The organism is Mesorhizobium sp. P3_A2 (assembly GCF_056403115.1).
The window spans coordinates 468,079-493,280 of sequence record NZ_JBFUGC010000004.1; the positions used below are offsets into that span (position 1 = coordinate 468,079).

Genomic DNA, 25,202 nt, shown 5'->3' on the forward strand with positions numbered 1-25,202 from the left:
TTGCTGCATGCGAGGACAGGAAGCCCGCGACCAGGCCGAGCGCAAAGCCGTCATGGCGACGCTGGCGCAGGCGAGCGGCGACGACATCGTCCGGCTCTGGAACGAAGCCGGCCTGATCTCGGAAGCCGAGCTTTTGCGCGGGCCGGAAACCGGCCTGGTCACCGTACGCGGCCGCATCGGCGGCGGCGGCGCGCCCTTCAATGTCGGCGAGACCACGGTCACCCGCGCCACCGTGCGGCTGCCGACCGGGCAGGTCGGCCACAGTTACATGCTCGGCCGCGACCGGAAGAAGGCGAAGCTGGCGGCGATCGCCGACGCGCTCTGGCAAGACCCAGCCCAGCGCCGGACGGTCGAGACCGCGCTGGTGGCGCCATTGCGGGCCGCCCAAGGCGAAGCGCGCGAAAAGCGCCGCGCCGAGACGGCGGCAACGAAAGTGGATTTCTTCACCATGGTGCGCGGAGAGGACTGATGGACATCGCAACACAAGCAATCGACGGCGGTTTCGCCGATCCGGTGTTCAACGCCCAGACCGTCTTCCGCGCCGTCATGGACGCCATGGCGCGGCCTGGCAGCGTGCAGCCTCTGCCGGTCTTCGCGCGCCCGCCGGCGCCGCTGTCGGCCACCGCCGGCGCCATCGCGCTGGCGCTGTGCGACAACGACACGCCGCTCTGGCTCGACCCCGCTCTGCAGGCGTCCGCGGCGGTCAAATCCTGGCTCGGCTTCCACACGGGTGCGCCACTTGCCAACACGCCGGCCGATGCGCATTTCGCCTTGATCGCCAACCCGGCAGAGATGGCGGCGCTCGACGGTTTTTCGCAAGGCACGCAGGACTACCCCGATCGCTCGACGACGCTGATCCTGCAGGTCGGCAATCTCGTCTCTGGCGCGCCGCTGCTGCTCGAAGGCCCCGGCATCGAAAAGACGGCGACCATCGCGCCGGCGCAGATGCCGCGGCATTTCGTCGAACAGTGGAAGCAGAACGGCCAGCGCTTTCCGCGCGGCGTCGACATCGTCCTGGCGGCGCCCGACGGTGTCGCCTGCCTGCCGCGCACGACGCGCATCAAGACGATGGAGGCGTAGATGTATGTCGCGGTAAAAGGCGGCGAAGCTGCCATTGCCAATGCCCACAGCCTGCTCGCCGACCGCCGGCGCGGCGACCGTTCGGTGCCGGCACTGCGCCTCGACCAGATCGTCGAACAGCTGGCGCTCGGCGTCGACCGGGTGATGAGCGAAGGCTCGCTCTATGACCGCGAACTGGCCGCGCTCGCCATCGTCCAGGCGCGCGGTGACATGATCGAGGCGATCTTCCTGGTGCGCGCCTATCGCACGACGCTGCCGCGCTTCGGCTACAGCAATCCTATCGACACCGGCGCCATGCTGGTCGAGCGGCGCGTGTCGGCGACCTACAAGGATTTGCCCGGCGGCCAGTTGCTTGGGCCGACCTTCGACTACACCCACCGGCTGCTCGACCCCGAGCTTGCCGCCGGCGCCGATGTCGCCGAGCCGTTGCAGCGCGTTGGTGAAGCGGAGGCGATGCCGCGCGTTTCGGCGATCCTTGCCCGCGAAGGCCTGATCGAGCCGGACGGCGAGATGCCGCAGGACCATGTTCCCGGCGACATCACCCGTGAGCCGCTGGAATTCCCGATGGCGCGCGACATCCGGCTGCAGGCGCTGTCGCGTGGCGATGAAGGTTTCCTGCTGGCGCTCGGCTATTCCACCCAGCGCGGCTATGCCCGCAACCATCCCTTTGTCGGCGAGATCCGCATCGGCGAGGTCGAGTTGGAGCTCGACGTGCCGGAACTGCCTTTCGCCGTGCCGCTCGGCCGTGTTCGCGTCACCGAATGCCAGATGGTCAATCAGTTCAAGGGCTCGGCCAAGGCGCCGCCGCAATTCACCCGCGGCTACGGCCTGGTGTTCGGCCAGAGCGAGCGCAAGGCGATGGCCATGGCGCTCTGCGACCGCGCGCTTCGTGCCACCGAACTCGGTGAGGATGTTGTCGCGGCCGCGCAGGACGAGGAATTTGTTATCTCGCACTCCGACAATGTCCAGGCGACCGGATTCGTCGAGCACCTGAAGCTGCCGCATTATGTCGACTTCCAGGCCGAACTCGACCTCGTGCGCCGCATGCGCGCCGAATACGAGGCGCGTGAAAACCCGGGCATCGTGGACGAAAAGAAGGAGGCCGCCGAATGATTTCAGCTGTCTCCGCTGCCGTGCCCCGCGTGCCCACTCCCATCGTGGTGTCCACTATGTCCATCGTAGCCACCGCCGCCATACCAGTTGGCGGAATTGTCGGAACCTTCGCTTGCCACCGGAAAGATCGCACGCCGAAGGACAAAGGCAACCACGCCAACGAACGCCAGCAACAGAATTCCGAGATGTATCCAACCGGTCTGGGTCATCCGATTTCGCCGCTGTTTCCGCGTCCTGGACGCCAATCCGATAGCACAATGTGGATGTGATCGCCATGACCGACATCGCCACCTACAACTTCGCCTATCTCGACGAGCAGACCAAACGGATGATCCGCCGGGCGATCCTCAAGGGCATCGCCATCCCCGGCTATCAGGTGCCGTTCGCCTCGCGCGAAATGCCGATGCCCTATGGCTGGGGCACTGGCGGCGTCCAGGTCACCGCCTCGATCATCGGCCCCGACGATGTGCTGAAGGTCATCGACCAGGGCGCCGACGACACCACCAATGCCGTCTCGATCCGTGCCTTCTTCAAGAAGGTCGCCAATGTCGCTGTCACTACCGATACTGCCAGCGCCTCCATCATCCAGACCCGCCACCGCATCCCCGAACACCCTCTGAGCGCCGTGCAGGTTCTGGTCTATCAGGTGCCGATCCCCGAGCCGCTGCGCTTCCTCGAGCCGCGTGAGACCGAGACCCGCAAGATGCATGCGCTGGAGGAGTACGGCCTCATGCATGTGAAACTCTACGAGGACATCGCAAAGCACGGCCGCATCGCCACCACCTATGCCTATCCGGTCAAGGTCGAGGGCCGCTATGTCATGGACCCGTCGCCGACGCCGAAATTCGACAATCCCAAGATGCACCGCTCGCCGGCCTTGCAATTGTTCGGCGCCGGCCGTGAAAAGCGCATCTACGCGGTGCCGCCCTTCACCGATGTCGTCAGCCTCGACTTCGAGGACCATCCGTTCGAGGTGCAGACCTTCGACCAGCCCTGTGCGCTGTGCGCGGCCGAGAATGTCTATCTCGACGAGGTCATCCTCGACGACCATGGCGGCCACATGTTCGTCTGCTCCGACACCGACCATTGCGAGAAGCGGCGCGCTGATGGCCATCGCGGCCACCTTGCCCCTGACACCCATCTCGCCTCGGAAACCATGGAGCCGGTGCAATGACCGACGAACCGCTGCTGCGCGTCTCGGCGCTGTCCAAATTCTACGGCTCGCGCGTCGGCTGCGAGAACGTCACCTTCGACCTGTGGCCGGGTGAAGTGCTGGCTGTCGTCGGTGAGTCCGGCTCCGGCAAGACGACGCTGCTTAACTGCCTGTCGACGCGGCTGTTGCCCTCTTCCGGCACCGCCAGCTACCGCATGCGTGACGGCCAGTTCCGTGAGCTCTACCGCATGAGCGAGGCCGAGCGCCGCTTCCTGATGCGCACCGACTGGGGCTTCGTCCATCAGAACCCGGCCGACGGATTGCGCATGACGGTGTCGGCCGGCGCCAATGTCGGCGAGCGGCTGATGGCGGTCGGCGACCGCCATTACGGCATGATCCGCGCCACCGCTGTCGACTGGCTGTCTCGGGTCGAGATCGACGAGGACCGTATCGACGATGAGCCGCGCGCCTTTTCCGGCGGCATGCGTCAGCGCCTGCAGATCGCCCGCAACCTCGTCACCGGCCCGCGCCTGGTGTTCATGGACGAGCCGACCGGCGGCCTCGATGTCTCCGTGCAGGCGCGCCTGCTCGACCTGTTGCGCGGCCTGGTCACCGATCTCGGCCTGGCGGCCATCGTCGTCACCCATGACCTCGCCGTGGCCCGGCTTCTGTCGCAGCGCATGATGGTGATGAAGGACGGCCGCGTCGTCGAAAGCGGTCTCACCGACCGCGTCCTCGACGACCCGCGCGCGCCCTACACCCAGCTTCTCGTTTCCTCGATCCTCCAGGTGTGACCATGCCGACGCCCCTCGTTGTCTCCGACGTCGCCAAGAGCTTCACCATGCATCTGCGCGACGGCATCAAGCTGCCGGTTGTCGCCGGGGTCTCGTTCTCGATCAGGGCCGGCGAATGCGCCGTGCTCGGCGGCCCCTCGGGCGCCGGAAAGAGTTCGATCCTGAAAATGCTCTATGGCAACTATGCCGTCGATGAAGGCCAGATCATCGTCCAGCACGAGGGCGGCCTGATCGATCTCGCCACGGCCAGCCCGCGCACGGTGCTCTCGGTACGCCGCCAGACGATCGGCTATGTCAGCCAGTTCCTGCGCACAGTACCGCGCGTCTCGGCGCTGGACGTCGTGGCGGAGCCACTGGTCGAGCGCGGCGAGGAGCGCGAGGTCGCGCGGACGAAGGCGCGGTCGCTTTTGGCGCAGCTCAATCTGCCAGAAAAACTCTGGGCGCTGCCGCCGGCGACCTTCTCCGGCGGCGAACAGCAGCGCGTTAACATCGCGCGCGGTTTCATCACCGAGCATCCGGTGCTGCTGCTCGACGAGCCGACCGCTTCGCTCGATGCCAAAAACCGCGATGTCGTTGTTGCGCTCATCGCCGCCAAAAAGGCGGCGGGCGTCGCTTTGCTCGGCATCTTCCACGACCTGGATGTGCGTGACGCGGTCGCCGATCGCATCATCGACGTCACCTCTTTCGCCGCCGGAAAAATCGCCGCATGAGCAGGAAATTGTCGGAGGCGCCGCTGATCCACGCAACAGCCCAGGTCGAGAACTCGACACTGGGACGCTGGACCGAGATTGCCGACCGCAGCCGGGTGTCCGAGAGCATCCTCGGCGACTATTCCTACATGATGCAGGACTGCGCCGTCTGGTGCGCGACGATCGGCAAGTTTTCCAACATTGCAGCAAGCGTGCGCATCAACGCCACCAACCACCCGACCTGGCGCCCGACGCTGCATCACTTCACCTACCGCGCCTCCGACTATTGGGACGACGCTGAGCATGAGAGCGAATTCTTCGCCCAGCGGCGTGCCAAGCGCGTCACCATCGGCCACGACACCTGGCTCGGCCACGGCTCGACCATCCTGCCCGGCGTGACGGTCGGCGATGGCGCGGCGGTCGGCGCCGGTGCAGTGGTGTCGAAGGATGTCGCGCCCTACACCATCGTCGGCGGCGTGCCGGCAAAGCCGATCCGCGAGCGCTTCGACCGCCGCACGGCGGAGCGCTACCAGGCACTCGCCTGGTGGGATTGGGACCATGCCAGGCTGCGCGCCGCGCTCGACGATTTTCGCGAGCTAGAGGCTGAGGCGTTCCTGGAAAAATACGGCGGTTAGCGCCGACCCTTCGCGCGTTTTCGCCGGTGTTCAGGAAAAAGCGCCAATGCTAATATACGGGATGTTTGAGGGTTTCATGCAGCCCTTGCGAAGGGACATTCCCGCACCTCCGGCCTCTGGCATGCAGCCCGGAATCGTGACAGCCTTTGTTGTTCTGATCTTTTTCGGCATCCTAGCCGCAACCTGGCTTTGATCCATCCCACACGGGTTCTTGACCGTGCCAACCATTCGTCCCGCAACACCGGCAGACGCTGATGCGATCTGGTCCATTCTCGAACCCGTCCTGCGGGCCGGCGAAACTTATGCACTGCCCCGCGACTGGAACCGCGACCAAGCGCTGGGCTACTGGTTTTCCGATGGGCACGATGTGTTCGTCGCGGAGGAAGCCGGCGACGTGATTGGCTGCTACTATCTCCACGCCAACCAGCGCGGCGGCGGCGCACACGTCGCCAATTGCGGCTACGTCACGTCGGCGGCTTCGAGCGGTCGAGGCGTCGCCACGGCGATGTGCCTGCATTCGTTGCAGCAGGCTGCCGAGCGCGGCTTCCGCGCCATTCAGTTCAACTTCGTCATCAGCAGCAACGAGCGCGCTGTGAAGCTGTGGCGTCGGCTGGGCTTCGACATTGTCGGAACGATACCGCAAACATTCGACCATCCGCGGCTGGGATATGTCGACGCTTTCGTGATGCACCGCATGCTGTAGTAGAGGTGTGCGGGTTTCATACCCTTGACACATGACTCGGACAGGACGCCATCTCCCCAAGGAGATCGCTCATGCTCGCCACAGTCAAACCCTCGCTTGCCGGATTCTTCGAAGGCACCAATCCGGCGCCACCGGTGCATCTCGGCACCCGTTACGACACATCGGGCAACTTCCTCCTCGAACCCGGCAACACGGTGGTCAGCCATCTCGTGAAGGGGTCGCCTTCCGAAGCGGTGGTCATCGAGGTGCGCGAGCGCATGCGCGCCATGCCGGATGCCGACCGGCTCGCCTTCACGCCCATCTCCAGCCTGCACATGACGCTGTTCCAGGGCATAATCGAATATCGCCGCCGCCTGCCTTACTGGCCGCAGGACGTGCCGCTCGACACCAGCATCGACGCCATGACCAGCCTCTATCTGGAGCGCTTGAAGGGCTTCCGGAGCCGCGGCCCGTTCAAGGTCGAAGTCATCGAGGTCGTGCCGACCGGACTCACCGTTGCCGGCGCGACCGAGGAGGACCGGCGCGTCATGAGCGCCTGGCGCGACGCGCTGTCAGTACCGTTCGGCTACCGCCACCCCGATCACGACACTTACGCCTTCCACATCACCTTTGCCTACCCGACCCAGCGCCTCGCCGACGACAGGGCCACCGCTTGGCAGGACTTCTTCGACGACAGTCTCGCCGAGTTCGCCCGCAAGGCGCCGATGATCGAGTTGCAGCCGCCGGCCTTCTGCAACTTCAAGGACATGAACCATTTCGAGGAGTTGCTGGTGCTTGGCTGACCAGCGGCAGCACCACCGGCGCACGGGTCTGTGGGCGGTAACAAAACTGACATCAATCCGACACCGCAGGTTCATGCGGCTGCGCTAGCGAGGGTTAACAGACCTTCAAACTGCGACCGGACTGAAAGTTAAGCCATGTCAGCAACGCTCGAAATCTGCGGCGTGTCCCGCCGATTTGGCAAGAACACCGCCGTCAGCGCCATCGACCTGTCGATCCCGCAGGGCCAGATGGTCGGCATCATCGGTCGCTCCGGCGCCGGCAAGTCCACTCTTCTTCGCATGATCAACCGTCTCATCGACCCCAGCCAGGGGTCGATTTTTTTTGACGGCGCCGAGGTTTCCCGGCTGCGCGGCTCGCCGCTCAGGCGCTGGCAGCGCGATTGCGCCATGATCTTCCAGCAGTTCAACCTTGTGCCGCGCCTTGACGTCCTGACCAACGTTCTGCTCGGCCGGCTCAATCACCGCTCGACCGTCTCCAACCTGCTGGGCATGTTTACCCGCGCCGAATGCGCCGAGGCGGTCGCAGCGCTCGAGCGCCTCGACATCGCCCGCACCGCACTTCAGCCCGCCGGCACGCTGTCCGGCGGCCAGCAGCAGCGTGTCGCCATTGCCCGCGCCATGATGCAGCAACCGAAGGTGCTGCTCGCCGACGAGCCGATCGCTTCGCTCGACCCGCTCAACGCCAAGGTGGTGATGGACTCGTTGCAGGACATCAATCTGCGCGAGGGCATCACCGTCGTCACCAACCTGCACACGCTGGACACTGCGCGGGCCTATTGCAACCGCATCATCGGCATGGCCGCCGGCAAGGTCGTCTTCGACGGCGCGCCGGAAGAGCTCAACCGCGAAGCGGTGCGCCAGGTCTATGGCGCCGACAGCAATGGCGCTGAAATCTCCGAGGCCATCACCTCGACCAGCATCGCCTACAAGCAAAAGATCGAAGCATCCGCCAGCCCGCTCGAGCCGGCATTCCCCGGGTACTGATCCATGATCCCGAAAAGTGGATACCGGTTTTCGGAAAAGATCATGGACAAGAACTGAGCGACTGGGATCGTCAGCCCGCGTCAAGGGCACCTGCAAAAATTAAGAACGCTGCCGGCGCGGGGCCGGAACTTACAGGAGAGATAAAATGTTCAGGAAGATGGTATTCAGCGCCGTATCGGTGCTCGCCATGGCAACCAGCATGGCCCACGCGGCCGACCTCAAGGAATTCCGCGTCGGCATCCTCGGCGGTGAAAACGAAACCGACCGTCTGCGCAACTACCAGTGCCTGGCCGACCACCTGAAGACCGAATTCGGCTTCGAAAAAGTGTCGCTGTTCCCGGCCGCCGACTATGACGGCGTCATCCAGGGCCTGCTCGGCGGCACGCTCGACTTCGCCGAACTCGGCGCTTCCGGTTACGCCAGCGTCTACATCAAGGACCCGAAGGCGGTCACCCCGATCCTCACCACCCAGCAGACCGACGGCGCCACTGGCTATTATTCGATCGGCTTGGCGCTGAAGTCCTCCGGCATCACCGACATCAAGTCGGCCAAGGGCAAGAAGCTCGGTTACGCCGATCCGGATTCGACCTCGGGCTACCTGATCCCGCTGACCCAGATCCCGAAGGACACCGGCGCCTCGAACGAAACCTTCTTCGCCTCGACCCAGTTCAATGGCGGCCATGAGAACAACATCCTCGCTGTCCGCGACGGCAAGGTCGACGTGGCGGTGGACGATTCCTCGGGCATCGGCGACTTCAAGAACGGCTACACCTCCGGCACCTTCCACAAGGAAGTCGCCAAGGGCGCCGTCGACCCCAACGACTTCGTCGAAGTCTGGCGCTCGGGCCTGATCCCGAACGGCCCGCTGGTCGTGCGCACCGCACTCGGTGACGACATGACCGCCAAGCTGACCGCGTTCTTCACCGACCTGCCGATGAAGGACAAGGCCTGCTTCGAAGGCGTCGAGGGCGGCGATTTCACCGGCTACGTCCCGGTCAAGCCTGACTTCTACAGCGTCATCGTCGAAGCCCGTAAGGCAGCCATCGGCGGCTAACGGCGAAATCGAAAGGGCGGTGCTCAAAGCACCGCCCTTTTTGCATCTCCGATCATGACCCTTTCCGTGACAGCCCCCTCCGGCGCCCCTCACCAGACGGCCGATGCCTGGCGACGCCAGACATCGCTGCGCCGGCTCTACACCGTGCTCGGCGTCGGCCTGCTGCTTGCCGCGATGCTTTCCAGCATGTGGTTCGCCGACGAGGCCAACGCCGGCCACTTCTGGGACCGGCTGCCGCACATCCTCGATTTCCTCAGCTGGCTGATCCCCAAGGACTGGAACGACGTCTGGCGGGCGCTGTTCGACATTGCCTCCCCACATGACACCGGCACCCAGGAATTCAACTTCCCGCTCGGTCGCGTCTACATCTGGGGCGGCTTCTACATCCCCGAATATTTCGAGCTGATGCTGACCACGGTCAACGTGGCGCTGGTCTCGACCTTCATCGGCTTCATCTTCGCGGTGCCGTTTTCTTTCATCGCCGCGCGCAACCTGACGCCGCATCCCGTGCTGCGGCTCGTCGTCAAGCGCTTCATGGAATTGCTGCGCGCCTTTCCGGAGATCGTCATTGCCGGCCTGTTCGCGGCCATCGTCTCGACCGGGCCGATCGCCGCCATCATCGCCATCGGCCTGCACTCGATCGGCGCGCTCGGCAAGCTGTTCTACGAAATCAACGAGAACATCGACATGCGCGCCGAGGAAGGCCTGAAAGCGGTCGGCGCCAACTGGTTCGAGCGGGTGCGTTTCGCCGACCTGCCGCAGGTGCTGCCCAATTTCATGTCCTACACGCTGCTGCGCGTCGAAATTAACGTACGAGCCTCGACCATCATCGGCGCCGTCGGCGGCGGCGGCATCGGCGAGGAATTGAAGCTCTCCATCTCGCGCGGCTTCGGCGCCAAGACGCTGGCGCTGGTGCTGCTCCTGTTCACGACCATCTTCATCATCGACCAGTTTTCCGCCTGGTTGCGCCGCAAGCTGGTTGGCGAGCAAGCCTTTTTGATGGGCGGGGCCTGACTATGGCGATGACTGTCGACGAGATCAAAGCCATCGAGGATCGCTATCCGCACGTGTTCCATCGCCCGTTCCACCAGCGCTTCTGGCCGCTGTTCCTGGTCGCCGGCACCGTGCTTTACCTCATTTACGCCTTGTGGTTCTTCAACCTGCCGCAAGTGATGCGGGAATCGCATTGGGAGCGCCTGCCGCTCTTCCTGTCGCAATGGATCAGCTACGATCTGCAGCCGGAATTCCGACTCGACCAGCCCGTGATCACGCCGAAATATCCGCGCTTTTCCGCCCTTGGCGACAACCCCAATCCCGACTGGGTCGTCCGGAATGCGGACGGCACCTTCACGGTCCTGATCGACGGCCGGGCCAAATCCGTCACCTTCGACAAAACCAGGGCGACGATTGTCGCCAATGGCCAGACGGTGCCGGTCGCGCTGACCAGCGGCAAGCCGGTGATTTCGGGGCCGGTGCCCGACTGGATCACCGCGCATGACGACGAGATCGTCGCCAAGATGGGCTTTGTCGGCGAGGTGCGCGTCACCGTCGATCGCGTGAAGGTGCGCAAGCGCTTCCTCGGCTGGGCGAATTTCGTCTTCGACACGCGCTCGCCCTTCTTCGGCAAATCGGCCGGTGAAGTGATCTCGCTGATCTGGTCGGGACCCGAACTGAAGCCCGGCACCTCGAACCTCGCTCTGGCGGGCGACAACATCTGGAACAATGCGCAGTGGCAGCACGGCGACGTCTGGACGAAACTGCTGCAGACCATCGTCATGGCGTTTCTCGGCACCTTGCTCGGCGCTTTCGTCGCCTTTCCGCTGGCCTTCTTCGCCGCACGCAACATCACGCCGAGCGGGCTGCTCAGCCAGGTGCTCAAACGTTTCTTCGACTTCATGCGCTCGGTCGACATGCTGATCTGGGCGCTGTTCTTTACTCGCGCCTTCGGCCCCGGCCCGCTCGCCGGCAGCGCCGCGATCTTCTTCACCGAGATCGGCACGCTCGGCAAAACCTATTCGGAAAGCCTGGAAAACATCGACGACAAGCCGCGCGAAGGCATCAAGTCGACCGGCGCCAATGGCCTGCTGGTGCAGCGCTACGGCGTCATGCCGGAAGTGATCCCGGTCTTCATCAGCCAGACGCTCTACCAGTGGGAATCCAACACAAGAGGCGCCACCATCATCGGCGCCGTCGGCGCCGGCGGCATCGGCCTGAAACTGTGGGAAGCGATGCGCACCAATTCCAACTGGGCCAACGTCTTCTACATGGTGCTGTTGACGCTGTTCGTCGTCTTCGTCTTCGACAACATCTCGAACTTCCTGCGCCGCAGGCTCAGCCGGACGATCCATGATTACAACAGGATCCAGGCCGATCAGGGTTGATCGGTGCAGCGCCTCAGGGTGTGTTGAGATTCAGGTCAGGCCGAGTCGAAAATGGTGGCTTCCGAGAACCGGAGCGGAGCGTACTCAAAGTACGTGAGCACCGGAAGCGCAGGAAGCCGCCATTTGCAGGCCGGCCTCACCTGAATATCGGCACACCCTACGCCGCCTTCCTCCACCCATCCCGGATATGCCTGTACCCCTCGCGATACACCGCTTCCGGGCTCTCCGAAAAATCCCGCCACACCTTGGTCGCCGCCGCGAGATCCTTCAGCGAACGCCCGAACGCCTCGATCGTCAGCCAGTCGTCATAGCCGCTCTTGCGGATCGCCGAAAACGTCTCGGCCCAGGGAATGTTGCCGCGCCCCGGTACGCCGCGATCGTTCTCCGAAATATGGATATGCACGACGTTCCGCCGGTGCTTGGTATAGGCGCCGATCGGGTCGGCCTCCTCGATATTGGCGTGGAAGGTATCGTACATCGCCTTTATGTGCGGCCGGTCGATGGCGTCGATGTGCTCTGACAGGTCGGCCATCGTGTTGAGCAGGTAGCACTCGAAACGGTTGAGCGCCTCCAGCCCGATGGTGACGTTCCTCTTGCCGGCATGGTCACCGATGGCGCGCTGCGAGGCGACAGAGCGTTTTTTCTCCGCGGCGGTCGGCCCACTGCCGGAAAAGGCGCCGAGCGTCGAATGCAGCGGTCCGCTCAGCTTGTCGGAACCGAGTGCCACGCTGCAGTCGATCGCCCATTTCATGTAGTCGATGCCAGCCTTGCGGGTCGCCGCGTCCGGCGAGATCAGATTCATCGCCGGATCGCCCATCGCCGTGACAGCCGTGCGTTCCAGCCCGATGCGGTCGAGCAAATCGCCAAGCTTCTTGTAGTCGTCAGGCACACCGGCAAAGACCGGGATTTCGACGCCGTCGAAGCCTGTCGCCTTGATGTCCCTGAGCAGCGCCTCATGCTTCTTCGAGACGGTGGTCGTCCACAAGAACATACACATGCCGATTTTCATCGACATTCCCTCCCCATGTGACGGCGCGCTGGTCTCACTCGTCCAGCTTCGCCTTGCCCCTCATCCGGCCGCTTCGCGGCCACCTTCTCCCCTAGGGGAGAAGAGACTTGGCGTCGGCGCCACCTCCTCCTCTCCCCTCGGGGAGAGGTCGGATTGCCCCGAATTGCCCTTTGCGATTCGGCTGGCAATCCGGGTGAGGGGGAGGCGCCGCCTAAAGTTTCGTCCACGCCCCATTCTTCTTCGACGACTTCACGCAGGCTTCGATAAACGCCATGCCTTCGACGCCGTCCTCGATGGTCGGGAACACCACATCCTTGCCCGGCTTGCCGCCCTTCTTGCGTGCAGCCCGGATCGCCCGCGCGGCTTCCTGGTAGATGTTGGCGAAGCCTTCGAGATAGCCTTCCGGATGCCCCGACGGCACGCGGCTGACGCGGCCGGCGACCGGCAGCGCGCCGGCGCCATTGCGGGTCAGCAGCTGCTTGGGCTGGCCGAACGGCGTGTACCAGAGATAGTTCGGGTCGGCCTGAACCCATTCCAGCCCGCCCTTCGAGCCATAGATGCGCAACTTCAGCCCATTCTCATGGCCGGGCGCCACCTGGCTTGCCCAGATCATGCCCTTGGCCGGGTGCATCTTGCCGACCGGTTTGAAGCGCAGCATGACGTTGACATTGTCGTCGAGCTGCCGCCCCGGCACAAAGGCATCGAGATCGGCCGACAAGGAATCGAGTTCCAGCCCCGAGACGAAGCGGGCGAGATTGTAGGCATGGGTGCCGATGTCGCCGAGCGCGCCGCCCGCCCCTGCCTGCTTGGGATCGGAGCGCCACGCCGCCTGCTTCTGGCCGGTGGCGGCAAGGTCTTCGGTCAGCCAATCCTGCGGATATTCCGACTGCACGATGCGGATATCGCCAAGCTGGCCCTTGGCCACCATCTCGCGCGCCTGCCGGATCATCGGATAGGCGGTGTAATTGTGCGTCAGCACGAACACCTTGCCGGTCTTTTCGACCAGCGCGGCAAGCTTCTTGGCCTCAGCCAAAGTCGTCGCCAACGGCTTGTCGCAGATCACGTGGATGCCGGCTTCGAGGAAAGCTTTCGCCGCCGGCACGTGCACATTGTTGGGGGTGACGATCGCCACCGCCTCGATGCCGTCGGGACGCTTTGCCTCGGCCTTGGCCATCTCGGCATAGGACGCATAAGAACGCGCCGGGTCGAGACCGAGTTCGGCGGCCGATGCCTTGGCGCGCTCGGGATTGGCCGACAGTGCGCCGGCCACCAGCACGAAGTCATTGTCCATGCGCGCCGCGATCCGATGCACCGCGCCGATGAAGGCGCCCTGGCCGCCACCGACCATGCCATAGCGGATCGGGCCGCCTCCCGTTTCAGCTTTCGATGCGCCGACCATGATCGTCTCCCTCGTCTTGTGCGTTCTGCTTTTGGCGTCTGCCACTGCCGGCGAAGCCGGTCAGATTCCCATCATCGCACGCAGCATCTTCTTGTCGGTTGTGCCGCCGGCGAAATCGTCGAATGCCTTTTCCGTCACGCGGATGATGTGGTGCTGGATGAAGGGCGCACCTTCGGCCGCGCCGTCTTCCGGATGCTTGAGGCAGCATTCCCATTCCAACACCGCCCAGGAATCGTAGCCATACTGGGTGAGCTTGGAGAATATGCCGCTAAAATCGACCTGTCCGTCGCCCAGTGAGCGGAAGCGGCCGGCGCGGTTGGTCCAGCTCTGGTAGCCGGAATAGACGCCTTGCCGCCCCGTCGGATTGAACTCGGCGTCCTTGGCGTGGAACGCCTTGATCCGCTCGTGATAGATGTCGATGAATTCGAGATAGTCGAGCTGCTGCAAAAGGAAGTGCGACGGGTCGTAATTGATGTTGCAGCGCTTGTGGCCGCCGACCGCGTCGAGGAACATCTCGAAGGTCGCGCCGTCGAAGATATCTTCACCCGGATGGATCTCGTATCCGACATCGACGCCATTCTCGTCATAGACGTCGAGGATCGGCTTCCAGCGCTTGCCAAGTTCGGCGAAGGCCTCCTCGATCAACCCGGCCGGCCGCTGTGGCCACGGGTAAAGGTAAGGGAAGGCCAGCGCCCCGGAAAATGTCACCGAGGCCTTGAGGCCCAGATTCTTCGACGCCTTGGCGCCGAACTCCATCTGCTCGACCGCCCATTTCTGCCGCGCCTTCGGGTTGTTGTGCACCGAGGCCGGCGCGAAGCCGTCGAACTGCGCGTCATAGGCGGGATGAACCGCCACCAACTGTCCCTGAAGATGCGTCGACAGCTCGGTGATCTCGACGCCAGCGTCAGCGCAGATGCCTTTCACCTCGTCGCAATAGGCCTTGGAAGACGCCGCCTTCTTGAGGTCGAACAGGCGTGCGTCCCAGGTCGGGATCTGCACGCCCTTGTAGCCGAGACCGGCCGCCCATTTGGTGATCGAAGCCAGCGAATTGAATGGCGCGGCATCGCCCGCGAACTGCGCCAGAAACAGCCCCGGACCCTTCATTGTCGACGGCATCGGCATCCTCCCAATTCATTTTTCCAGGGACCAAGCATAGCGCCTGATGAAAGCAGGGCCAGCCTCTTTGGTCTTTTGTGATGTGCATTCTCGACTTGCCATTCTGGTATTACCAAATACCGGAAATGGGTCAAGCCATTTGACTCGCAAGAGCAGCAGCCGACGCACCCCAAAATGGGGAACATATGCAAGCATAATCAATACAGTAAATGGATGTCGCGATCGCACAGCGGCAGTTCTTGCCGCGTGACAAAAATTGCTGTAGACCTCCATTCAGGCCCAATTGGTCGAACCAGTTTGCATAAAAATGCTGGAGCGCCTTGGGGAGGAATCATGAGACGCGCTTCGGCAAGGCGCGTCGCAGGCGAACTGGCACAGACGAATTCTGGGAAGGATAGACCATGCATCTTTCGACGCACAACTGGATGCGCGCGGAGCCGTTGGAGGTGACGCTGAAGCGCATCAAGAAATTCGGCTACGAGTCGATCGAGATTTCCGGCGAGCCCGAGCAGTACAAGACCAACGAGACCCGCGCGCTGCTGAAAGAACACGGCATCCGCTGCTGGGGTGCTGTGACGCTGATGCTTGGCGAACGCAACCTGGCCGCCAGGGACCAGGGTCAGCGCGAACGCTCGGTGCAGTACGTCAAGGACGTGCTGACCATGATCAGCGAGCTCGACGGCGAGATCATTACGCTTGTGCCCGCCACCGTCGGCAAGGTGGTGCCGGACGGCACAGAGGAAGAGGAGTGGAAGTGGGTGGTCGACGCCACCCGCGAATGCTTCACCCATGCCAAGAAAGTCGGCGTCAAGATAGCCGTCGAGCCGCTCAACCGCTTCGAGACCTATCTGTTCAACCGCGGCGCGCAGGCCCTCGCCCTGGCCGATGCGGTGAGCCCCGAATGTGGCGTCTGCCTCGACGCCTACCACATCCACATGGAAGAATTTAACGTCTATGACGCCATCCGCCAGGTCGGCAAGCGCCTGTTCGATTTCCACGTCGCCGACAACAACCGCTTCGCCGCCGGCCTCGGCCAGATCGACTGGCCACGGATCGTGCAGACGCTGAAGGAAGTCGGCTATGACGGCGCGCTGACCAACGAGTTCGTCGCGCCAGTCGACCGCACGCCGGCCGCGCCCTATCCCGACATGGTCGAGCGCCACCCGGTCGACATTTCTCCCGAACAGCTGAAGTTCATCCAGGATCACGGCTCCAGCGTGCTGACGGAGAAATTCTACACCGACCAGATGCGCATCACCGCCGAAACGCTGTTGCCGCTGATCAAGTAGCCGATCCGATTTGGAGGCGCCCTTCCGCCTGCCGGCGGCGGGGCCGGGGATGACCATGCGCATCAGAAATGTCCAGGCCTGGTGGGTCCGCATACCGATCGAAGTCGCGAAGCAGCATCGCAGCGACTTCGGCCAGGTGACGACTTTCGACGCCGCCATCCTGCGCATCGAGACCGATGACGGGCTGGTCGGCTGGGGCGAAGGCAAGAACGCCGCCGGCAGCGCCGGCAGCTATGGTGCGCTGGTCCACATGCTGAATCATGAGGTCGGGCCGCAGCTGATCGGCCGCGACCCCGCCGACATCGGTATCATCTGGGAGATGCTCTACAACGGCGTGCGCCACGAGACAGCCGCGCATGCCGGCCACGCCATGCCGCAACTGGCGCGGCGCGGCATGAGCGTGGCGGCAATCAGCGCCGTCGACATTGCGCTGTGGGATATCCTCGGCAAGTCGCTCGGACAGCCCGTGTGGCGGCTTATCGGCGGCCGCAAGCTCGATCGCATGCAGGCCTACGCCTCCGGCGGCTGGGCCGCGGCTGACGCCATCGGCGAGCAGCTCAAATCGTACATCGCCAAGGGTGGCTTCAAGGCGCTGAAGATGCGCGTCGGCGCCATGGACGGCGCCCCGCATATCTCGGCTGCCCGTGTCCGTGCCGCCAGACAAGCGCTCGGCCCGGATGTCGAACTGATGGTCGATGCGCACGGCACTTATACGGTGGCCGAAGCCAAGCGGTTCATCCACCTCGCCAGCGATCTCGATCTCGCCTGGTTCGAGGAGCCGGTCATCGCGGACGACAAAGCAGGCATGGCCGAGGTGCGCGCTTCGGGTTCGATCCCGATCGCCACCGGCGAAAGCGAGGCGACACGCTACGCCTTCCGCGATCTCGCCGTGCTGAAATCGGCCGACATCTTCCAGCCCGATCCGGCCTTTTGCGGCGGCATCAGCGAGGCGATGAAGATCGGCACCATCGCCAGCGCCTTCAATCTGCGCTTTGCCCCGCATCTGTGGGCCGGCGCGCCCTGCTTCTTTGCCGGCCTGCATGTCTGCGCTGCTTCGCCGGCTAGCTTCACCGTCGAATATTCGCTCGGCGCCAACCCGATGATCCACGATCTTGTCGAAGAGACTGTCGAAGCAAAAGACGGTATGATAGCGATCCCTGAAAAGCCGGGTCTGGGATTCACCATTTCGGAGCGGTTCCTGGAGGCGCACGCGCAACGCAGTTGACGATGAAAGAAAAGAACCTTCTCGCCGAACTCGCCGCCTATCTGTTCTCCCATTCGGACAAGGAGACCGGCCGCACGCCCTCGGAGCGCGAACTGGCGGAGCATTTCAGCGTCAGCCGCGGCCAGATCCGCGAGGCGCTGGCCATTCTCGAAGCCATGCGCATCGTCGAGCGCCGCGCCAAATCCGGCATCTATGTCGACACCAGGCAGGCCAGCGTAGAAGCCTTGGCCCTTTTCGCCCGCGCGGGCTTGCCGCTCGATCCGGTGCAGATCTACGAGACCGTCGAACTGCGCAAGATCCACGAGATCAAGGCCGCCGAACTCGCCTGTTCGCGCGCCACAGAGGAGAATTTCGAACGCCTGCGCGAGATCCTGAAAGCCTCGGAGGAGCGCATCGCCGCCGGCGAGGGTCTCGCCAAGGAGGACCGTGAATTCCATCTCGAAATCGTGCGGGCAACCAAGAACGGCGTCTTCCACAACATCTGCAGCGTCTACTATCTGATGGGCGAGTTGCGCCTGCCGATCTACTTCAACGACCCCGAGCGCTCAGTGCGCTCGCATGCCGAGCACATCCAGATCTACGAGGCGCTGCTGCGCCGCGACGGCAATCTCGCCCAGGCGCTGATGAGCGCCCATCTGCAAGGCGCGGAAAGCTACTGGAAGGGGATCATCGAGGGCCGCGGCGTGGAGCAGAAAAACTCCACGCTCGAAAAGGTCTAGAGCAATTCCAGGAAAAGTGTGAAACGGTTTTCCCGGGAAAAGCGGGCAGCGCTTTCCCTTGGGAATTGCGACTAAGAACGAGAGCTCCATGCCCAGAATCCTGTCGACGCACACGCTGCATCCGCGTGCCTCCGCCATGCTGGTCGGCGCCGGCGAACTCGTCGTCGCCTCCGCGCTTGACGCCGAAACACTGACCGCGGAAGCGAAGAACGCCGACGTCATCATCGTGCGCGCGCCACTGCCGCCGGCGCTGTTCGAAAACGCGACCAAACTTCGGGCGGCAGTCCGTCACGGCGCCGGCCTCGACATGGTGCCGATGGAGGCCGCCGCCGCGGCCGGCGTGCTGGTCGCCAATGTGCCGGCGGTCAATGCGCGCTCGGTCGCCGAATATGTGATGTTCGCGGCGCTTGCTTTGCTTCGCCGCTTCCGTTCGGTCGACCGCGACTTGCGCGCCAAAGGCTGGAATGCCGGCCGCGACCACGCCAGCCATGCCAGCGAACTCGCCGGCAAGACCATCGGCATTATCGGCTTCGGCGCCATCGGCCAGGCGGTCGGCCATATCGCCGCGCACGGCTTCGGTCTCAACGTGGTGGCGACGACGCGCAGCATGCAGCCGGCCCCCGACAGGATCGGCTTCCTGTCGATCGACGCGCTGGTCGAACAGAGCGATATCATCGTGTTGTGCTGCCCGCTGACGCCGGAAACGCGCGGTCTGATCAACCGCGAACGCATCGCCCGCATGAAGCCGGATGCGCTGCTGATCAACATTTCGCGCGGGCCCGTGATCGATGACGACGCGCTGATCGAGGCCTTGCGCAAGGACCGCATTGGCGGCGCCGCGCTCGACGTCTTTGCCACGCAGCCGCTGCCGGCAAATCACCCCTATTTCGGCTTCGACAATGTCATCGTCACCCCGCATATGGCGGGCATTACCGAGCAGTCGATGATGCGCATGGGCGTTGGTGCTGCCGGCGAAACGCTGCTGGTGCTGGCCAACCGGCTGCCGGTCAATCTACGCAATCCCGACGTGGTCGAGCACTACCGCAGGCGGTTTCCGGCCGACACGTGAACCGTATCGCGCTTTCGCCCCAATTCTCCGCGACGTTGAACCATGTCCAGTCTTCGCCCCACCCTCCTCGCTATCGTCACATCTTCGATCACGGCATTGCCGTCGATCGCTCGGGCCGACAGCAGTTATGTCTATTGCAGCAATAGGATCGTCTGCATGATGGCGCCCTGCCCGTCGGGCAATGCGCTCGATCTGACCACCGGCAAGATCATTAAAGGCGTTTCTCTCAACACCACCGAATTGCCGCCACTGGACAGATCGGCACCTGACCTCTCGGACAAGCTCCATGCAGGAAAGCTCGTCGTTCGAGGATCGATCCAGCATCGCGGTGAGGCGAACGATCTGCCGATGCTGGTCGCTACCAACATCGAACGCGCTTCCAGGAAAACCGAGCGCAAGCGCTGCGCGGCGCGCTGACGCCAGTCACGACCCGAGCAGCCTTTCGACCTCAGCCGCGATGCGCAGCAAATGATGGTCATGGCCGGGCGCCACCAGCATCAGCCCGGCCGGCAACGTCATATCAGGCATCGGCAGCGAGATGGCGCAGAGGTCGAACTGGTTGGCGACCTGGGTGTTGCGCAACAGCAGGCCTTCGGCCTTGTTGCGCAACGCTTCGTCGCCGGCCATGGTGGCGATCAAGGGCGCGACAATCGGCACGGTCGGCAGGGCAAGGACATCGATCGACGCCAGCCGTTCAGCCATGGCAGCGGCGAGTTCGCCACGGCGGCGGATGGTCCTGATATAGACTGAGGCAGGAATGGCGAGTGCCCGCGAAAGCGGTCCGCTGACATGCGGGTCCACCGGCACCGATGCACCGATGGACAGCCAGTCGGCATGAACCTCGGCACCTTCCATCGACGCGATCGAGGCGCGTTTGGTCGCCGTGCGCATCTCGGCAATAAGATCGTCGATCGGCAGGTCGACGACGCGCACGCCGCTTTGCTCCAGCGCACGCAAGCATCGCTCGAAGCCTGCCGCGACCTCCGGCTCCGTCTCGTCGAACAGCACACCGCGCGGGACGCCAACGCGGAGCCCGGCAAGTGACAGCGGCAGATGCAGCGGCGGGAGTTCGTCCCCGGACATGACGGCATCGGCGACCACGCAGGCGGCGACGCTCAGCGCGAGCGGCCCGATCGAATCCAGCGTCGCGGACAGGGGATAGGCGCCGGTCAGCGGCACGCGCCGCGCCGTCGGCTTGAAGCCGACGACGCCATTCAGCGATGCCGGTATGCGCACCGAGCCGCCGGTGTCGGAGCCGATGGCGATGTCGCACGTGCCCTCGGCCACGGAGACGCCGGCGCCAGATGACGAACCGCCGGGAATGCGGCTGGCGTCGGCCGCATTGCCGGGTGTGCCGTAGTGCAGGTTGTCGCCGATCGCGGTGAAGGCGAATTCGGTCATATTGGTCTTGCCGATGATGATAGCGCCGGCCTGCCGCAGCCGGCTGACGATTGCCGCGTCCCACAGGGGAGGTGCCGCATTCTTCAGCATCAGCGAACCGGCCGTGGTCGGCTCGCCCGCGACATCGAACAGATCTTTGATCGAGACAATGGTGCCATCGAGCGGCCCGAGGCTCACACCGGCCCGTTTGCGCGCATCGCTGGCATCGGCCGCCGCCCGAGCCGCCTCGGCATAGACTTTGGTGTAGACCCTCTCGTCTGCCGCGCGATTGGCAAGACGTGACAGGATGATGTCGAGATGATCGCGGATTGATTGCATGTCGATGTCGGACTCCGCCAGGATGCAACGTCTTTAAAGCAAGCACAGAGAGTTCAAGCGGCCGGTTAGGCCTGCGGAAGGGATAACCCGGCCAGCGTGCCTTTGCACCTGCCAGCGATAGGAAGAGACTGATGCTGTACAAAGGCAGCTGCCACTGCGGCAAGGTGGCGTTCGAATTCAAGGCGGAGCTGACCGGCGCGGTGCGGTGCAATTGCTCGATCTGCTCGCGCAAGGGTGCGCTGTTGGCCGCCATCCCGCATGACAGCCTGACGGTGCTGGCGTGGGGCGACGATCTCGGCACCTATACATTCGGCAATCACGCAATGGCGCATCGCTTCTGCCGCACCTGCGGCATTCATCCCTTTGCCGAGGATCTTCGCGAAGGCAGTGAACGCAGTGCCTATATCAACATCAACTGCGTCGCCGATATCGACCCATCCTCCCTGTCGATCTTCGACTTCGACGGCCGCTCGGTCTGAACAGTGGGTTACCTCTCATCACAACAACGGCCCGACAACCGTGATGACCGTCGGGCCGCTGCCAGCCAGCCGCATCGCCTTGGCCCATTATGGGGCGAGCGGGCCAAAGGCCCGGCGGGCACGTTGCTGAAAGTTCCCGGCAACTGGCGCGCGCCGGTCCATGCGCACACCGCCGACTACCGCGCGGTGGTCATCAAGGGACTGTGGGCGCATTGGCAGATGGAGGGCGGCGAAGCGACCAAGGTCGAACTGCCGCCAGGGTCCAACTGGACCCAAAAGACCAATGAGATGCACGACGACGCCTGCCTGTCGGAGACGGAGTGCGTGATCCTGCTGATCAACGACACGCCCTACGAGACCTATTTCCAGAAATAGAAGGCGCCTGCAGATTTCCGCCAGCGGATTAGCGCCGGCTTAAGTCTGCAGGAGAACCTAGCTGGCGTGCCGCAGGCTTACGCCGCTGCCCTTGTCGAACAGCACGACCTTGTCTGCATTCCAGGCGAAACGCACCGATTGCTCGATCGCCACATCGGTCCTGGCCGGCACGGTGGCGCGTAGCGTCGTGTCGCCGACCCGCAGGGTCAGGATCTTTTCCACGCCATGGTTCTCGACATCGTGGACGCGCGCCTCGACCGGTGCACCACTCTCCAGATAGACGTCTTCCGGACGGATGCCGAAGACGAGCGGGCGTCCGTCGGTCGCACTGCCCGTCTTGGCTCCCCCTGAAAGCGGCAGCTCGAAATTCATCGGCGCCATCACCGCGCGATTATCCACCAGCCGGCCGTCGATGAGGTTCATCGGCGGCGAGCCGACGAAGCTCGCCACATAGGTATCGCGCGGATTGTTATAGATCTCGTGCGGCGTGCCGGTCTGGACGATGCGGCCGTGGTTCAACACGCCGACCTTGTCGCCCATCGACATCGCCTCGATCTGGTCGTGGGTGACGAACAGGAAGGTGGCGCCGAGCTGTATCTGCAGGTTCTTCAGCTCCGTCCGTAGCGCCTCGCGCAATTTGGCGTCGAGCGCCGAAAGTGGCTCGTCCATCAGGAACACGCGCGGCTTGCGCACGATGGCGCGGCCGATCGAGACGCGCTGCATCTCGCCGCCCGAAAGGCGATCGGTCTTGCGGTCGAGAAGATGCTCGATCCGCAGTGTCTTGGCCGCCCGAGCAACGCGATCCTTGATCTCGGCATCCGGCAGCCGGCGGATCTTCGGCTTCAGCGGGAATTCGAGGTTCTCGCGCACGGTATAGCGCGGGTAGAGCGAATACTGCTGCAGCACCAGCGCCACGTCGCGCTCGGCCGCACCCCAGTCGGCGACATCGACGCCGTCGATGAACACCTGGCCTTCCGTCGGCTTTTCGAGGCCGGCGACCATGCGCAGCGTCGTCGTCTTGCCGGCTCCCGTCTCGCCGAGCAGCACGAAGAACTCGCCATCGGCGATCTCGAGATTGAGCCCGGTCAGCGCGGTATGGTTGCCGAAGCTCTTGGATATATTCTTGAGCTGGATATGCGCCATCAGAGCCTCACCTCGAGCGACTTGCCGCTTGCCGTGTCGAAGAAATGCGCCTGCGTCGGATCGATCCTGGCGAAGACCTTTTCGCCGGGGCCGCCGACAAAGCCGCTCTTGGTGCGGGCGCGCAGCATCTCGGAGCCGACCTTGAGGTCGACAATGTCGAAGGAACCGAGCGGCTCGACGATCTGCGTCTCGACCGGCAGGAAGCCCTCCGCCGCTTCATGGCGCACCAGCACGCCTTCGGGCCGTATGCCGAGCGCCAGCTGGCCGCCGGCATGGCCATTGAGCTTGGACAAAAGCGCCCGCGGGAATTCGAAGCCGGCGGCAGCACCACCGACGGTGACCGAGGCCGAGGACGCTGTTTCTGCGACCGACGCATCGGCGACATTCATCACCGGGCTGCCGACGAACTGCGCCACGAACAGATTGGCCGGATGCGAATAGACCTCGTCTGGCGAGCCGACCTGCTGCAACACGCCCTCATGCATGATGACGATGCGGTCGGCGAGGCTCATCGCCTCGATCTGGTCATGCGTGACATAGATGGTGGTCGAGCCCTGCTTGATGTGCAGCCGCTTGATCTCGGCCCGCATCTCCTCGCGCAATTTGGCGTCGAGCGCGCCGATCGGTTCGTCCATCAGCATCGCCTTGGGGCGCCGCACCAGCGCCCTTCCGATGGCGACGCGCTGCATGTCGCCGCCCGACAGCGCCGACGGCTTCTTGGCCAGGAGGTCGGTGATCTGCAGCGTCTTGGCGACCGAGCGCACTTCCTGGTCGATCTCAGCCTTGCTCTTGCGCGTTGCCCTCAAGGGGAAAGCAACATTCTCGTAGACGCTCATATGCGGATAGAGCGAGAATGACTGGAACACCATGGCGATGTCGCGGTCGGCGGCCTTGAGGTGCTGCACCGGCTTGCCGTCGATCAGGATATCGCCGCCATCGATCGTCTCCAGCCCGGCAATGGCGCGCAGCGTCGTCGTCTTGCCGCAGCCGGACTGGCCGAGCAGCACGATGAATTCGTTGTCATCGATTTTGAGGTTGAGGTCCTTGATGACCTGGACGGCGCCGAAGAATTTCTGGACGCCGCGAAGCTCGATCTGGGTCAATGCGGTGCTCCCGGATTTCGCGTCGGCTCGTCCGCGCCATGGCCTGTGCCGGCTTCCTCTTCCGGCGCGATCTTCGAAGTGATGTTGAAGCCGATCAGGCCGATCAGGATGATGGTCACGCCATAACTATGCAACAGCATGTTCCAGGGCTGGCAAAGCGCGATGATGCCGAGCACCATCAGGATCTGCGAGCCGGGTTCGAGATATTTCTGGTTGATGGCGCGAAAGCTCATTTGCGGATCGCTCCGAACGACATGCCGCGCAACAAATGATTGCGGAGCAGGAAGGTGAAGATCGCGACCGGCAGCAGGAACAGGAAGGTTCCCGCTGCAATCACCGTCCAGTCCGGCAGGCCGGAGCCGACCTGGCTGGGGATGAAGGGCGGCGCCGTCTGGGCGCGGCGGTTGGTCATGATCAGCGCGAAGGCATATTCGTTCCACGCCGTGATGAAGCAGAACACGGCCGTTGCGGCGATGCCGGTGGCGGCCTCGGGCAGCACGATCTTGAAGAAGGCTTCCATGCGGGTGTAGCCGTCGACGAGGGCTGCTTCCTCATACTCCTTCGGGATTTCGTCCATGAAGCCTTTCATCAGCCAGACCGAGAAGGAGAGGTTGAAGGCGGTGTAGAGGATGATCAGGCCGACATGGGAATCGTTGAGGCCAACTGCGCGGTACATCAGGAACATTGGAATGGCGACGACGACCGGCGGCAGCATGCGCGTCGACAGGATGAAGAAGAGCAGGTCCGCCTCCCCCTTCACCTTGAAGCGCGAGAAGCCGTAGGCGGTGAAGGTGCCCATACCGACCGCCAGCACCGTCGACGTGATGGCGATGATCAGCGAGTTCATGAAGCGGTTCGGATAGCCCGACCACTGCACCTGGCCCTTGCCGTCACGTACGATCTTTTCGCCGCCGTCGAAGACGACCCGCTCCCACCACGGGGCGGCTGCGTATTCTTCGGGCGTCGGTGGCGTGCGCAGCTGCGAGCGCTTGGTGAACAGCTTGACGAAGGGCGATATCTCCGGCTGGAAGACCACGGTCGGCGGGATCGTGGTGGCGAGATTGCGCGGCTTGAAGGCCGTCGAGGCGATCCAGTAAATCGGCGCCAGGAAGATGATCGTCACCACCAGCACAACGACGATTGCGGCGCGGTTGAAGGCGACTTCGGAAGAAGTGCGCACAGCTGCCAT

General features: G+C 63.7%; 28 protein-coding genes and 1 pseudogene. 21 read left to right on the forward strand and 8 right to left on the reverse strand.

Features of this window, described 5'->3' with window-relative positions:
- Nucleotides 1-7: 7 nt before the first annotated feature.
- The 14 genes from phnG to phnE (AC1DXM_RS12690) all read left to right on the forward strand — a co-directional run bounded on the left by phnG (nt 8) and on the right by phnE (AC1DXM_RS12690) (nt 11,368).
- Nucleotides 8-469 carry a phosphonate C-P lyase system protein PhnG gene (phnG, locus tag AC1DXM_RS12625; protein WP_477233335.1) on the forward strand — a complete coding sequence of 154 codons (462 nt, stop codon included), beginning with the start codon at nt 8-10 and terminating at the stop codon, nt 467-469.
- Nucleotides 469-1,080 carry a phosphonate C-P lyase system protein PhnH gene (gene phnH / locus AC1DXM_RS12630; RefSeq protein ID WP_477233336.1) on the forward strand — a complete coding sequence of 204 codons (612 nt, stop codon included), beginning with the start codon at nt 469-471 and terminating at the stop codon, nt 1,078-1,080. Before phnG ends, phnH begins: the two co-directional genes overlap by 1 nt.
- Nucleotides 1,081-2,193, forward strand: a complete 1,113-nt coding sequence (locus AC1DXM_RS12635; RefSeq protein ID WP_477233337.1) for a carbon-phosphorus lyase complex subunit — start codon at nt 1,081-1,083, stop codon at nt 2,191-2,193.
- On the forward strand, nt 2,190-2,462 hold the full coding sequence (locus AC1DXM_RS12640) for a hypothetical protein (RefSeq protein WP_477233338.1): 273 nt from the start codon (nt 2,190-2,192) through the stop codon (nt 2,460-2,462). The genes AC1DXM_RS12635 and AC1DXM_RS12640 overlap by 4 nt, the downstream gene beginning before the upstream one ends.
- A gap of 5 nt (nt 2,463-2,467) precedes the next feature.
- Nucleotides 2,468-3,367, forward strand: a complete 900-nt coding sequence (locus AC1DXM_RS12645) for an alpha-D-ribose 1-methylphosphonate 5-phosphate C-P-lyase PhnJ (RefSeq protein ID WP_477233339.1) — start codon at nt 2,468-2,470, stop codon at nt 3,365-3,367.
- Entirely contained in the window at nt 3,364-4,140 is a 777-nt protein-coding gene (phnK, locus tag AC1DXM_RS12650; RefSeq protein ID WP_477233340.1) for a phosphonate C-P lyase system protein PhnK, read from the forward strand. Before AC1DXM_RS12645 ends, phnK begins: the two co-directional genes overlap by 4 nt.
- A 2-nt stretch (nt 4,141-4,142) precedes the next feature.
- Nucleotides 4,143-4,850, forward strand: a complete 708-nt coding sequence (gene phnL, locus AC1DXM_RS12655) for a phosphonate C-P lyase system protein PhnL (protein WP_477233341.1) — start codon at nt 4,143-4,145, stop codon at nt 4,848-4,850.
- Nucleotides 4,847-5,464, forward strand: a complete 618-nt coding sequence (locus tag AC1DXM_RS12660; RefSeq protein ID WP_477233342.1) for a DapH/DapD/GlmU-related protein — start codon at nt 4,847-4,849, stop codon at nt 5,462-5,464. The genes phnL and AC1DXM_RS12660 overlap by 4 nt, the downstream gene beginning before the upstream one ends.
- Nucleotides 5,465-5,675: 211 nt before the next feature.
- On the forward strand, nt 5,676-6,167 hold the full coding sequence (locus AC1DXM_RS12665; protein WP_477233343.1) for an N-acetyltransferase family protein: 492 nt from the start codon (nt 5,676-5,678) through the stop codon (nt 6,165-6,167).
- A 71-nt stretch (nt 6,168-6,238) separates the two neighbouring features.
- Complete coding sequence (locus AC1DXM_RS12670) at nt 6,239-6,949, forward strand: DUF1868 domain-containing protein (protein ID WP_477233344.1); 711 nt, start codon at nt 6,239-6,241, stop codon at nt 6,947-6,949.
- A gap of 135 nt (nt 6,950-7,084) precedes the next feature.
- Complete coding sequence (phnC, locus tag AC1DXM_RS12675) at nt 7,085-7,933, forward strand: phosphonate ABC transporter ATP-binding protein (RefSeq protein ID WP_477233345.1); 849 nt, start codon at nt 7,085-7,087, stop codon at nt 7,931-7,933.
- 145 nt (nt 7,934-8,078) lie between these two features.
- Nucleotides 8,079-8,987 (forward strand): phosphonate ABC transporter substrate-binding protein, encoded by a 909-nt coding sequence (gene phnD, locus AC1DXM_RS12680; protein ID WP_477233346.1) that lies wholly within the window; start codon nt 8,079-8,081, stop codon nt 8,985-8,987.
- Nucleotides 8,988-9,041: 54 nt separating this feature from the next.
- The gene (gene phnE / locus AC1DXM_RS12685) at nt 9,042-10,001 is read left to right on the forward strand and encodes a phosphonate ABC transporter, permease protein PhnE (protein ID WP_477233347.1); all 960 of its coding nucleotides are present in this window, start codon (nt 9,042-9,044) and stop codon (nt 9,999-10,001) included.
- A gap of 2 nt (nt 10,002-10,003) precedes the next feature.
- Nucleotides 10,004-11,368 carry a phosphonate ABC transporter, permease protein PhnE gene (gene phnE, locus AC1DXM_RS12690; RefSeq protein WP_477233348.1) on the forward strand — a complete coding sequence of 455 codons (1,365 nt, stop codon included), beginning with the start codon at nt 10,004-10,006 and terminating at the stop codon, nt 11,366-11,368.
- 157 nt (nt 11,369-11,525) lie between these two features.
- Here the strand turns inward: phnE (AC1DXM_RS12690) and AC1DXM_RS12695 are convergent, their stop codons facing one another.
- From AC1DXM_RS12695 to AC1DXM_RS12705, 3 genes are all read right to left on the reverse strand, one after another.
- Nucleotides 11,526-12,377 (reverse strand): sugar phosphate isomerase/epimerase family protein, encoded by an 852-nt coding sequence (locus tag AC1DXM_RS12695; protein WP_477233349.1) that lies wholly within the window; start codon nt 12,375-12,377, stop codon nt 11,526-11,528.
- Nucleotides 12,378-12,588: 211 nt separating this feature from the next.
- Nucleotides 12,589-13,776 (reverse strand): Gfo/Idh/MocA family protein, encoded by a 1,188-nt coding sequence (locus AC1DXM_RS12700; protein ID WP_477233350.1) that lies wholly within the window; start codon nt 13,774-13,776, stop codon nt 12,589-12,591.
- Nucleotides 13,777-13,836: 60 nt separating this feature from the next.
- Nucleotides 13,837-14,892: a sugar phosphate isomerase/epimerase family protein gene (locus AC1DXM_RS12705; protein ID WP_477233351.1), complete on the reverse strand. Its 1,056-nt coding sequence runs from the start codon at nt 14,890-14,892 to the stop codon at nt 13,837-13,839.
- A gap of 401 nt (nt 14,893-15,293) precedes the next feature.
- Here AC1DXM_RS12705 and AC1DXM_RS12710 point away from each other — a divergent pair, with 401 nt between their 5' ends.
- The 5 genes from AC1DXM_RS12710 (at nt 15,294) to AC1DXM_RS12730 (ending at nt 19,611) form a co-directional block, all read left to right on the forward strand.
- A complete protein-coding gene (locus AC1DXM_RS12710) occupies nt 15,294-16,181 on the forward strand; it encodes a sugar phosphate isomerase/epimerase family protein (protein WP_477233352.1) in 888 nt (295 codons plus the stop codon).
- Nucleotides 16,182-16,236: 55 nt separating this feature from the next.
- A complete protein-coding gene (locus AC1DXM_RS12715) occupies nt 16,237-17,406 on the forward strand; it encodes a mandelate racemase/muconate lactonizing enzyme family protein (protein WP_477233353.1) in 1,170 nt (389 codons plus the stop codon).
- A 2-nt stretch (nt 17,407-17,408) separates the two neighbouring features.
- On the forward strand, nt 17,409-18,125 hold the full coding sequence (locus AC1DXM_RS12720) for a FadR/GntR family transcriptional regulator (protein WP_477233354.1): 717 nt from the start codon (nt 17,409-17,411) through the stop codon (nt 18,123-18,125).
- Between the two features lie 88 nt (nt 18,126-18,213).
- The gene (locus tag AC1DXM_RS12725) at nt 18,214-19,194 is read left to right on the forward strand and encodes an NAD(P)-dependent oxidoreductase (protein ID WP_477233355.1); all 981 of its coding nucleotides are present in this window, start codon (nt 18,214-18,216) and stop codon (nt 19,192-19,194) included.
- A gap of 42 nt (nt 19,195-19,236) precedes the next feature.
- Complete coding sequence (locus tag AC1DXM_RS12730; RefSeq protein ID WP_477233356.1) at nt 19,237-19,611, forward strand: hypothetical protein; 375 nt, start codon at nt 19,237-19,239, stop codon at nt 19,609-19,611.
- A gap of 6 nt (nt 19,612-19,617) precedes the next feature.
- On the opposite strand, the gene AC1DXM_RS12735 is transcribed toward AC1DXM_RS12730, so the two are convergent.
- A complete protein-coding gene (locus AC1DXM_RS12735) occupies nt 19,618-20,913 on the reverse strand; it encodes an amidase (protein ID WP_477233357.1) in 1,296 nt (431 codons plus the stop codon).
- 131 nt (nt 20,914-21,044) lie between these two features.
- On the opposite strand from AC1DXM_RS12735, the gene AC1DXM_RS12740 reads away from it, so the two are divergent.
- A complete protein-coding gene (locus AC1DXM_RS12740) occupies nt 21,045-21,392 on the forward strand; it encodes a GFA family protein (protein ID WP_477233358.1) in 348 nt (115 codons plus the stop codon).
- A gap of 66 nt (nt 21,393-21,458) precedes the next feature.
- Nucleotides 21,459-21,767 (forward strand): annotated as a pseudogene (locus AC1DXM_RS12745) (DUF4437 domain-containing protein); the annotation flags it as partial.
- 57 nt (nt 21,768-21,824) lie between these two features.
- Here the strand turns inward: AC1DXM_RS12745 and AC1DXM_RS12750 are convergent.
- The 4 genes from AC1DXM_RS12750 to AC1DXM_RS12765 are packed head-to-tail and all read right to left on the reverse strand — an operon-like array spanning nt 21,825 to nt 25,202.
- Nucleotides 21,825-22,910 carry an ABC transporter ATP-binding protein gene (locus AC1DXM_RS12750; RefSeq protein WP_477233359.1) on the reverse strand — a complete coding sequence of 362 codons (1,086 nt, stop codon included), beginning with the start codon at nt 22,908-22,910 and terminating at the stop codon, nt 21,825-21,827.
- Nucleotides 22,910-24,013, reverse strand: coding sequence for an ABC transporter ATP-binding protein (locus AC1DXM_RS12755; RefSeq protein ID WP_192259238.1), 1,104 nt, complete (start codon nt 24,011-24,013; stop codon nt 22,910-22,912). The genes AC1DXM_RS12750 and AC1DXM_RS12755 overlap by 1 nt, the downstream gene beginning before the upstream one ends.
- On the reverse strand, nt 24,010-24,246 hold the full coding sequence (locus tag AC1DXM_RS12760) for a hypothetical protein (RefSeq protein WP_477233360.1): 237 nt from the start codon (nt 24,244-24,246) through the stop codon (nt 24,010-24,012). Before AC1DXM_RS12760 ends, AC1DXM_RS12755 begins: the two co-directional genes overlap by 4 nt.
- Entirely contained in the window at nt 24,243-25,202 is a 960-nt protein-coding gene (locus tag AC1DXM_RS12765) for a carbohydrate ABC transporter permease (protein WP_477233361.1), read from the reverse strand. The genes AC1DXM_RS12760 and AC1DXM_RS12765 overlap by 4 nt, the downstream gene beginning before the upstream one ends.

What these genes read in the sequence shown, in the direction of transcription:
- AC1DXM_RS12660 (WP_477233342.1), top strand. Translation starts at nt 4,847, where the DNA reads ATGAGCAGGAAATTGTCGGAGGCGCCGCTGATCCACGCAACAGCCCAG.
- phnK (WP_477233340.1), top strand. Translation starts at nt 3,364, where the DNA reads ATGACCGACGAACCGCTGCTGCGCGTCTCGGCGCTGTCCAAATTCTAC.
- AC1DXM_RS12715 (WP_477233353.1), top strand. Translation starts at nt 16,237, where the DNA reads ATGCGCATCAGAAATGTCCAGGCCTGGTGGGTCCGCATACCGATCGAA.
- AC1DXM_RS12670 (WP_477233344.1), top strand. Translation starts at nt 6,239, where the DNA reads ATGCTCGCCACAGTCAAACCCTCGCTTGCCGGATTCTTCGAAGGCACC.
- AC1DXM_RS12735 (WP_477233357.1), bottom strand. Translation starts at nt 20,913, where the DNA reads ATGCAATCAATCCGCGATCATCTCGACATCATCCTGTCACGTCTTGCC.
- AC1DXM_RS12740 (WP_477233358.1), top strand. Translation starts at nt 21,045, where the DNA reads ATGCTGTACAAAGGCAGCTGCCACTGCGGCAAGGTGGCGTTCGAATTC.
- AC1DXM_RS12750 (WP_477233359.1), bottom strand. Translation starts at nt 22,910, where the DNA reads ATGGCGCATATCCAGCTCAAGAATATATCCAAGAGCTTCGGCAACCAT.
- phnG (WP_477233335.1), top strand. Translation starts at nt 8, where the DNA reads ATGCGAGGACAGGAAGCCCGCGACCAGGCCGAGCGCAAAGCCGTCATG.
- AC1DXM_RS12765 (WP_477233361.1), bottom strand. Translation starts at nt 25,202, where the DNA reads ATGGCAGCTGTGCGCACTTCTTCCGAAGTCGCCTTCAACCGCGCCGCA.
- AC1DXM_RS12725 (WP_477233355.1), top strand. Translation starts at nt 18,214, where the DNA reads ATGCCCAGAATCCTGTCGACGCACACGCTGCATCCGCGTGCCTCCGCC.
- AC1DXM_RS12640 (WP_477233338.1), top strand. Translation starts at nt 2,190, where the DNA reads ATGATTTCAGCTGTCTCCGCTGCCGTGCCCCGCGTGCCCACTCCCATC.
- phnE (WP_477233348.1), top strand. Translation starts at nt 10,004, where the DNA reads ATGGCGATGACTGTCGACGAGATCAAAGCCATCGAGGATCGCTATCCG.
- AC1DXM_RS12710 (WP_477233352.1), top strand. Translation starts at nt 15,294, where the DNA reads ATGCATCTTTCGACGCACAACTGGATGCGCGCGGAGCCGTTGGAGGTG.
- phnC (WP_477233345.1), top strand. Translation starts at nt 7,085, where the DNA reads ATGTCAGCAACGCTCGAAATCTGCGGCGTGTCCCGCCGATTTGGCAAG.
- AC1DXM_RS12700 (WP_477233350.1), bottom strand. Translation starts at nt 13,776, where the DNA reads ATGGTCGGCGCATCGAAAGCTGAAACGGGAGGCGGCCCGATCCGCTAT.
- AC1DXM_RS12705 (WP_477233351.1), bottom strand. Translation starts at nt 14,892, where the DNA reads ATGCCGTCGACAATGAAGGGTCCGGGGCTGTTTCTGGCGCAGTTCGCG.
- AC1DXM_RS12695 (WP_477233349.1), bottom strand. Translation starts at nt 12,377, where the DNA reads ATGAAAATCGGCATGTGTATGTTCTTGTGGACGACCACCGTCTCGAAG.
- AC1DXM_RS12720 (WP_477233354.1), top strand. Translation starts at nt 17,409, where the DNA reads ATGAAAGAAAAGAACCTTCTCGCCGAACTCGCCGCCTATCTGTTCTCC.
- phnD (WP_477233346.1), top strand. Translation starts at nt 8,079, where the DNA reads ATGTTCAGGAAGATGGTATTCAGCGCCGTATCGGTGCTCGCCATGGCA.
- AC1DXM_RS12645 (WP_477233339.1), top strand. Translation starts at nt 2,468, where the DNA reads ATGACCGACATCGCCACCTACAACTTCGCCTATCTCGACGAGCAGACC.
- AC1DXM_RS12635 (WP_477233337.1), top strand. Translation starts at nt 1,081, where the DNA reads ATGTATGTCGCGGTAAAAGGCGGCGAAGCTGCCATTGCCAATGCCCAC.
- phnE (WP_477233347.1), top strand. Translation starts at nt 9,042, where the DNA reads ATGACCCTTTCCGTGACAGCCCCCTCCGGCGCCCCTCACCAGACGGCC.
- AC1DXM_RS12730 (WP_477233356.1), top strand. Translation starts at nt 19,237, where the DNA reads ATGTCCAGTCTTCGCCCCACCCTCCTCGCTATCGTCACATCTTCGATC.
- phnH (WP_477233336.1), top strand. Translation starts at nt 469, where the DNA reads ATGGACATCGCAACACAAGCAATCGACGGCGGTTTCGCCGATCCGGTG.
- AC1DXM_RS12760 (WP_477233360.1), bottom strand. Translation starts at nt 24,246, where the DNA reads ATGAGCTTTCGCGCCATCAACCAGAAATATCTCGAACCCGGCTCGCAG.
- phnL (WP_477233341.1), top strand. Translation starts at nt 4,143, where the DNA reads ATGCCGACGCCCCTCGTTGTCTCCGACGTCGCCAAGAGCTTCACCATG.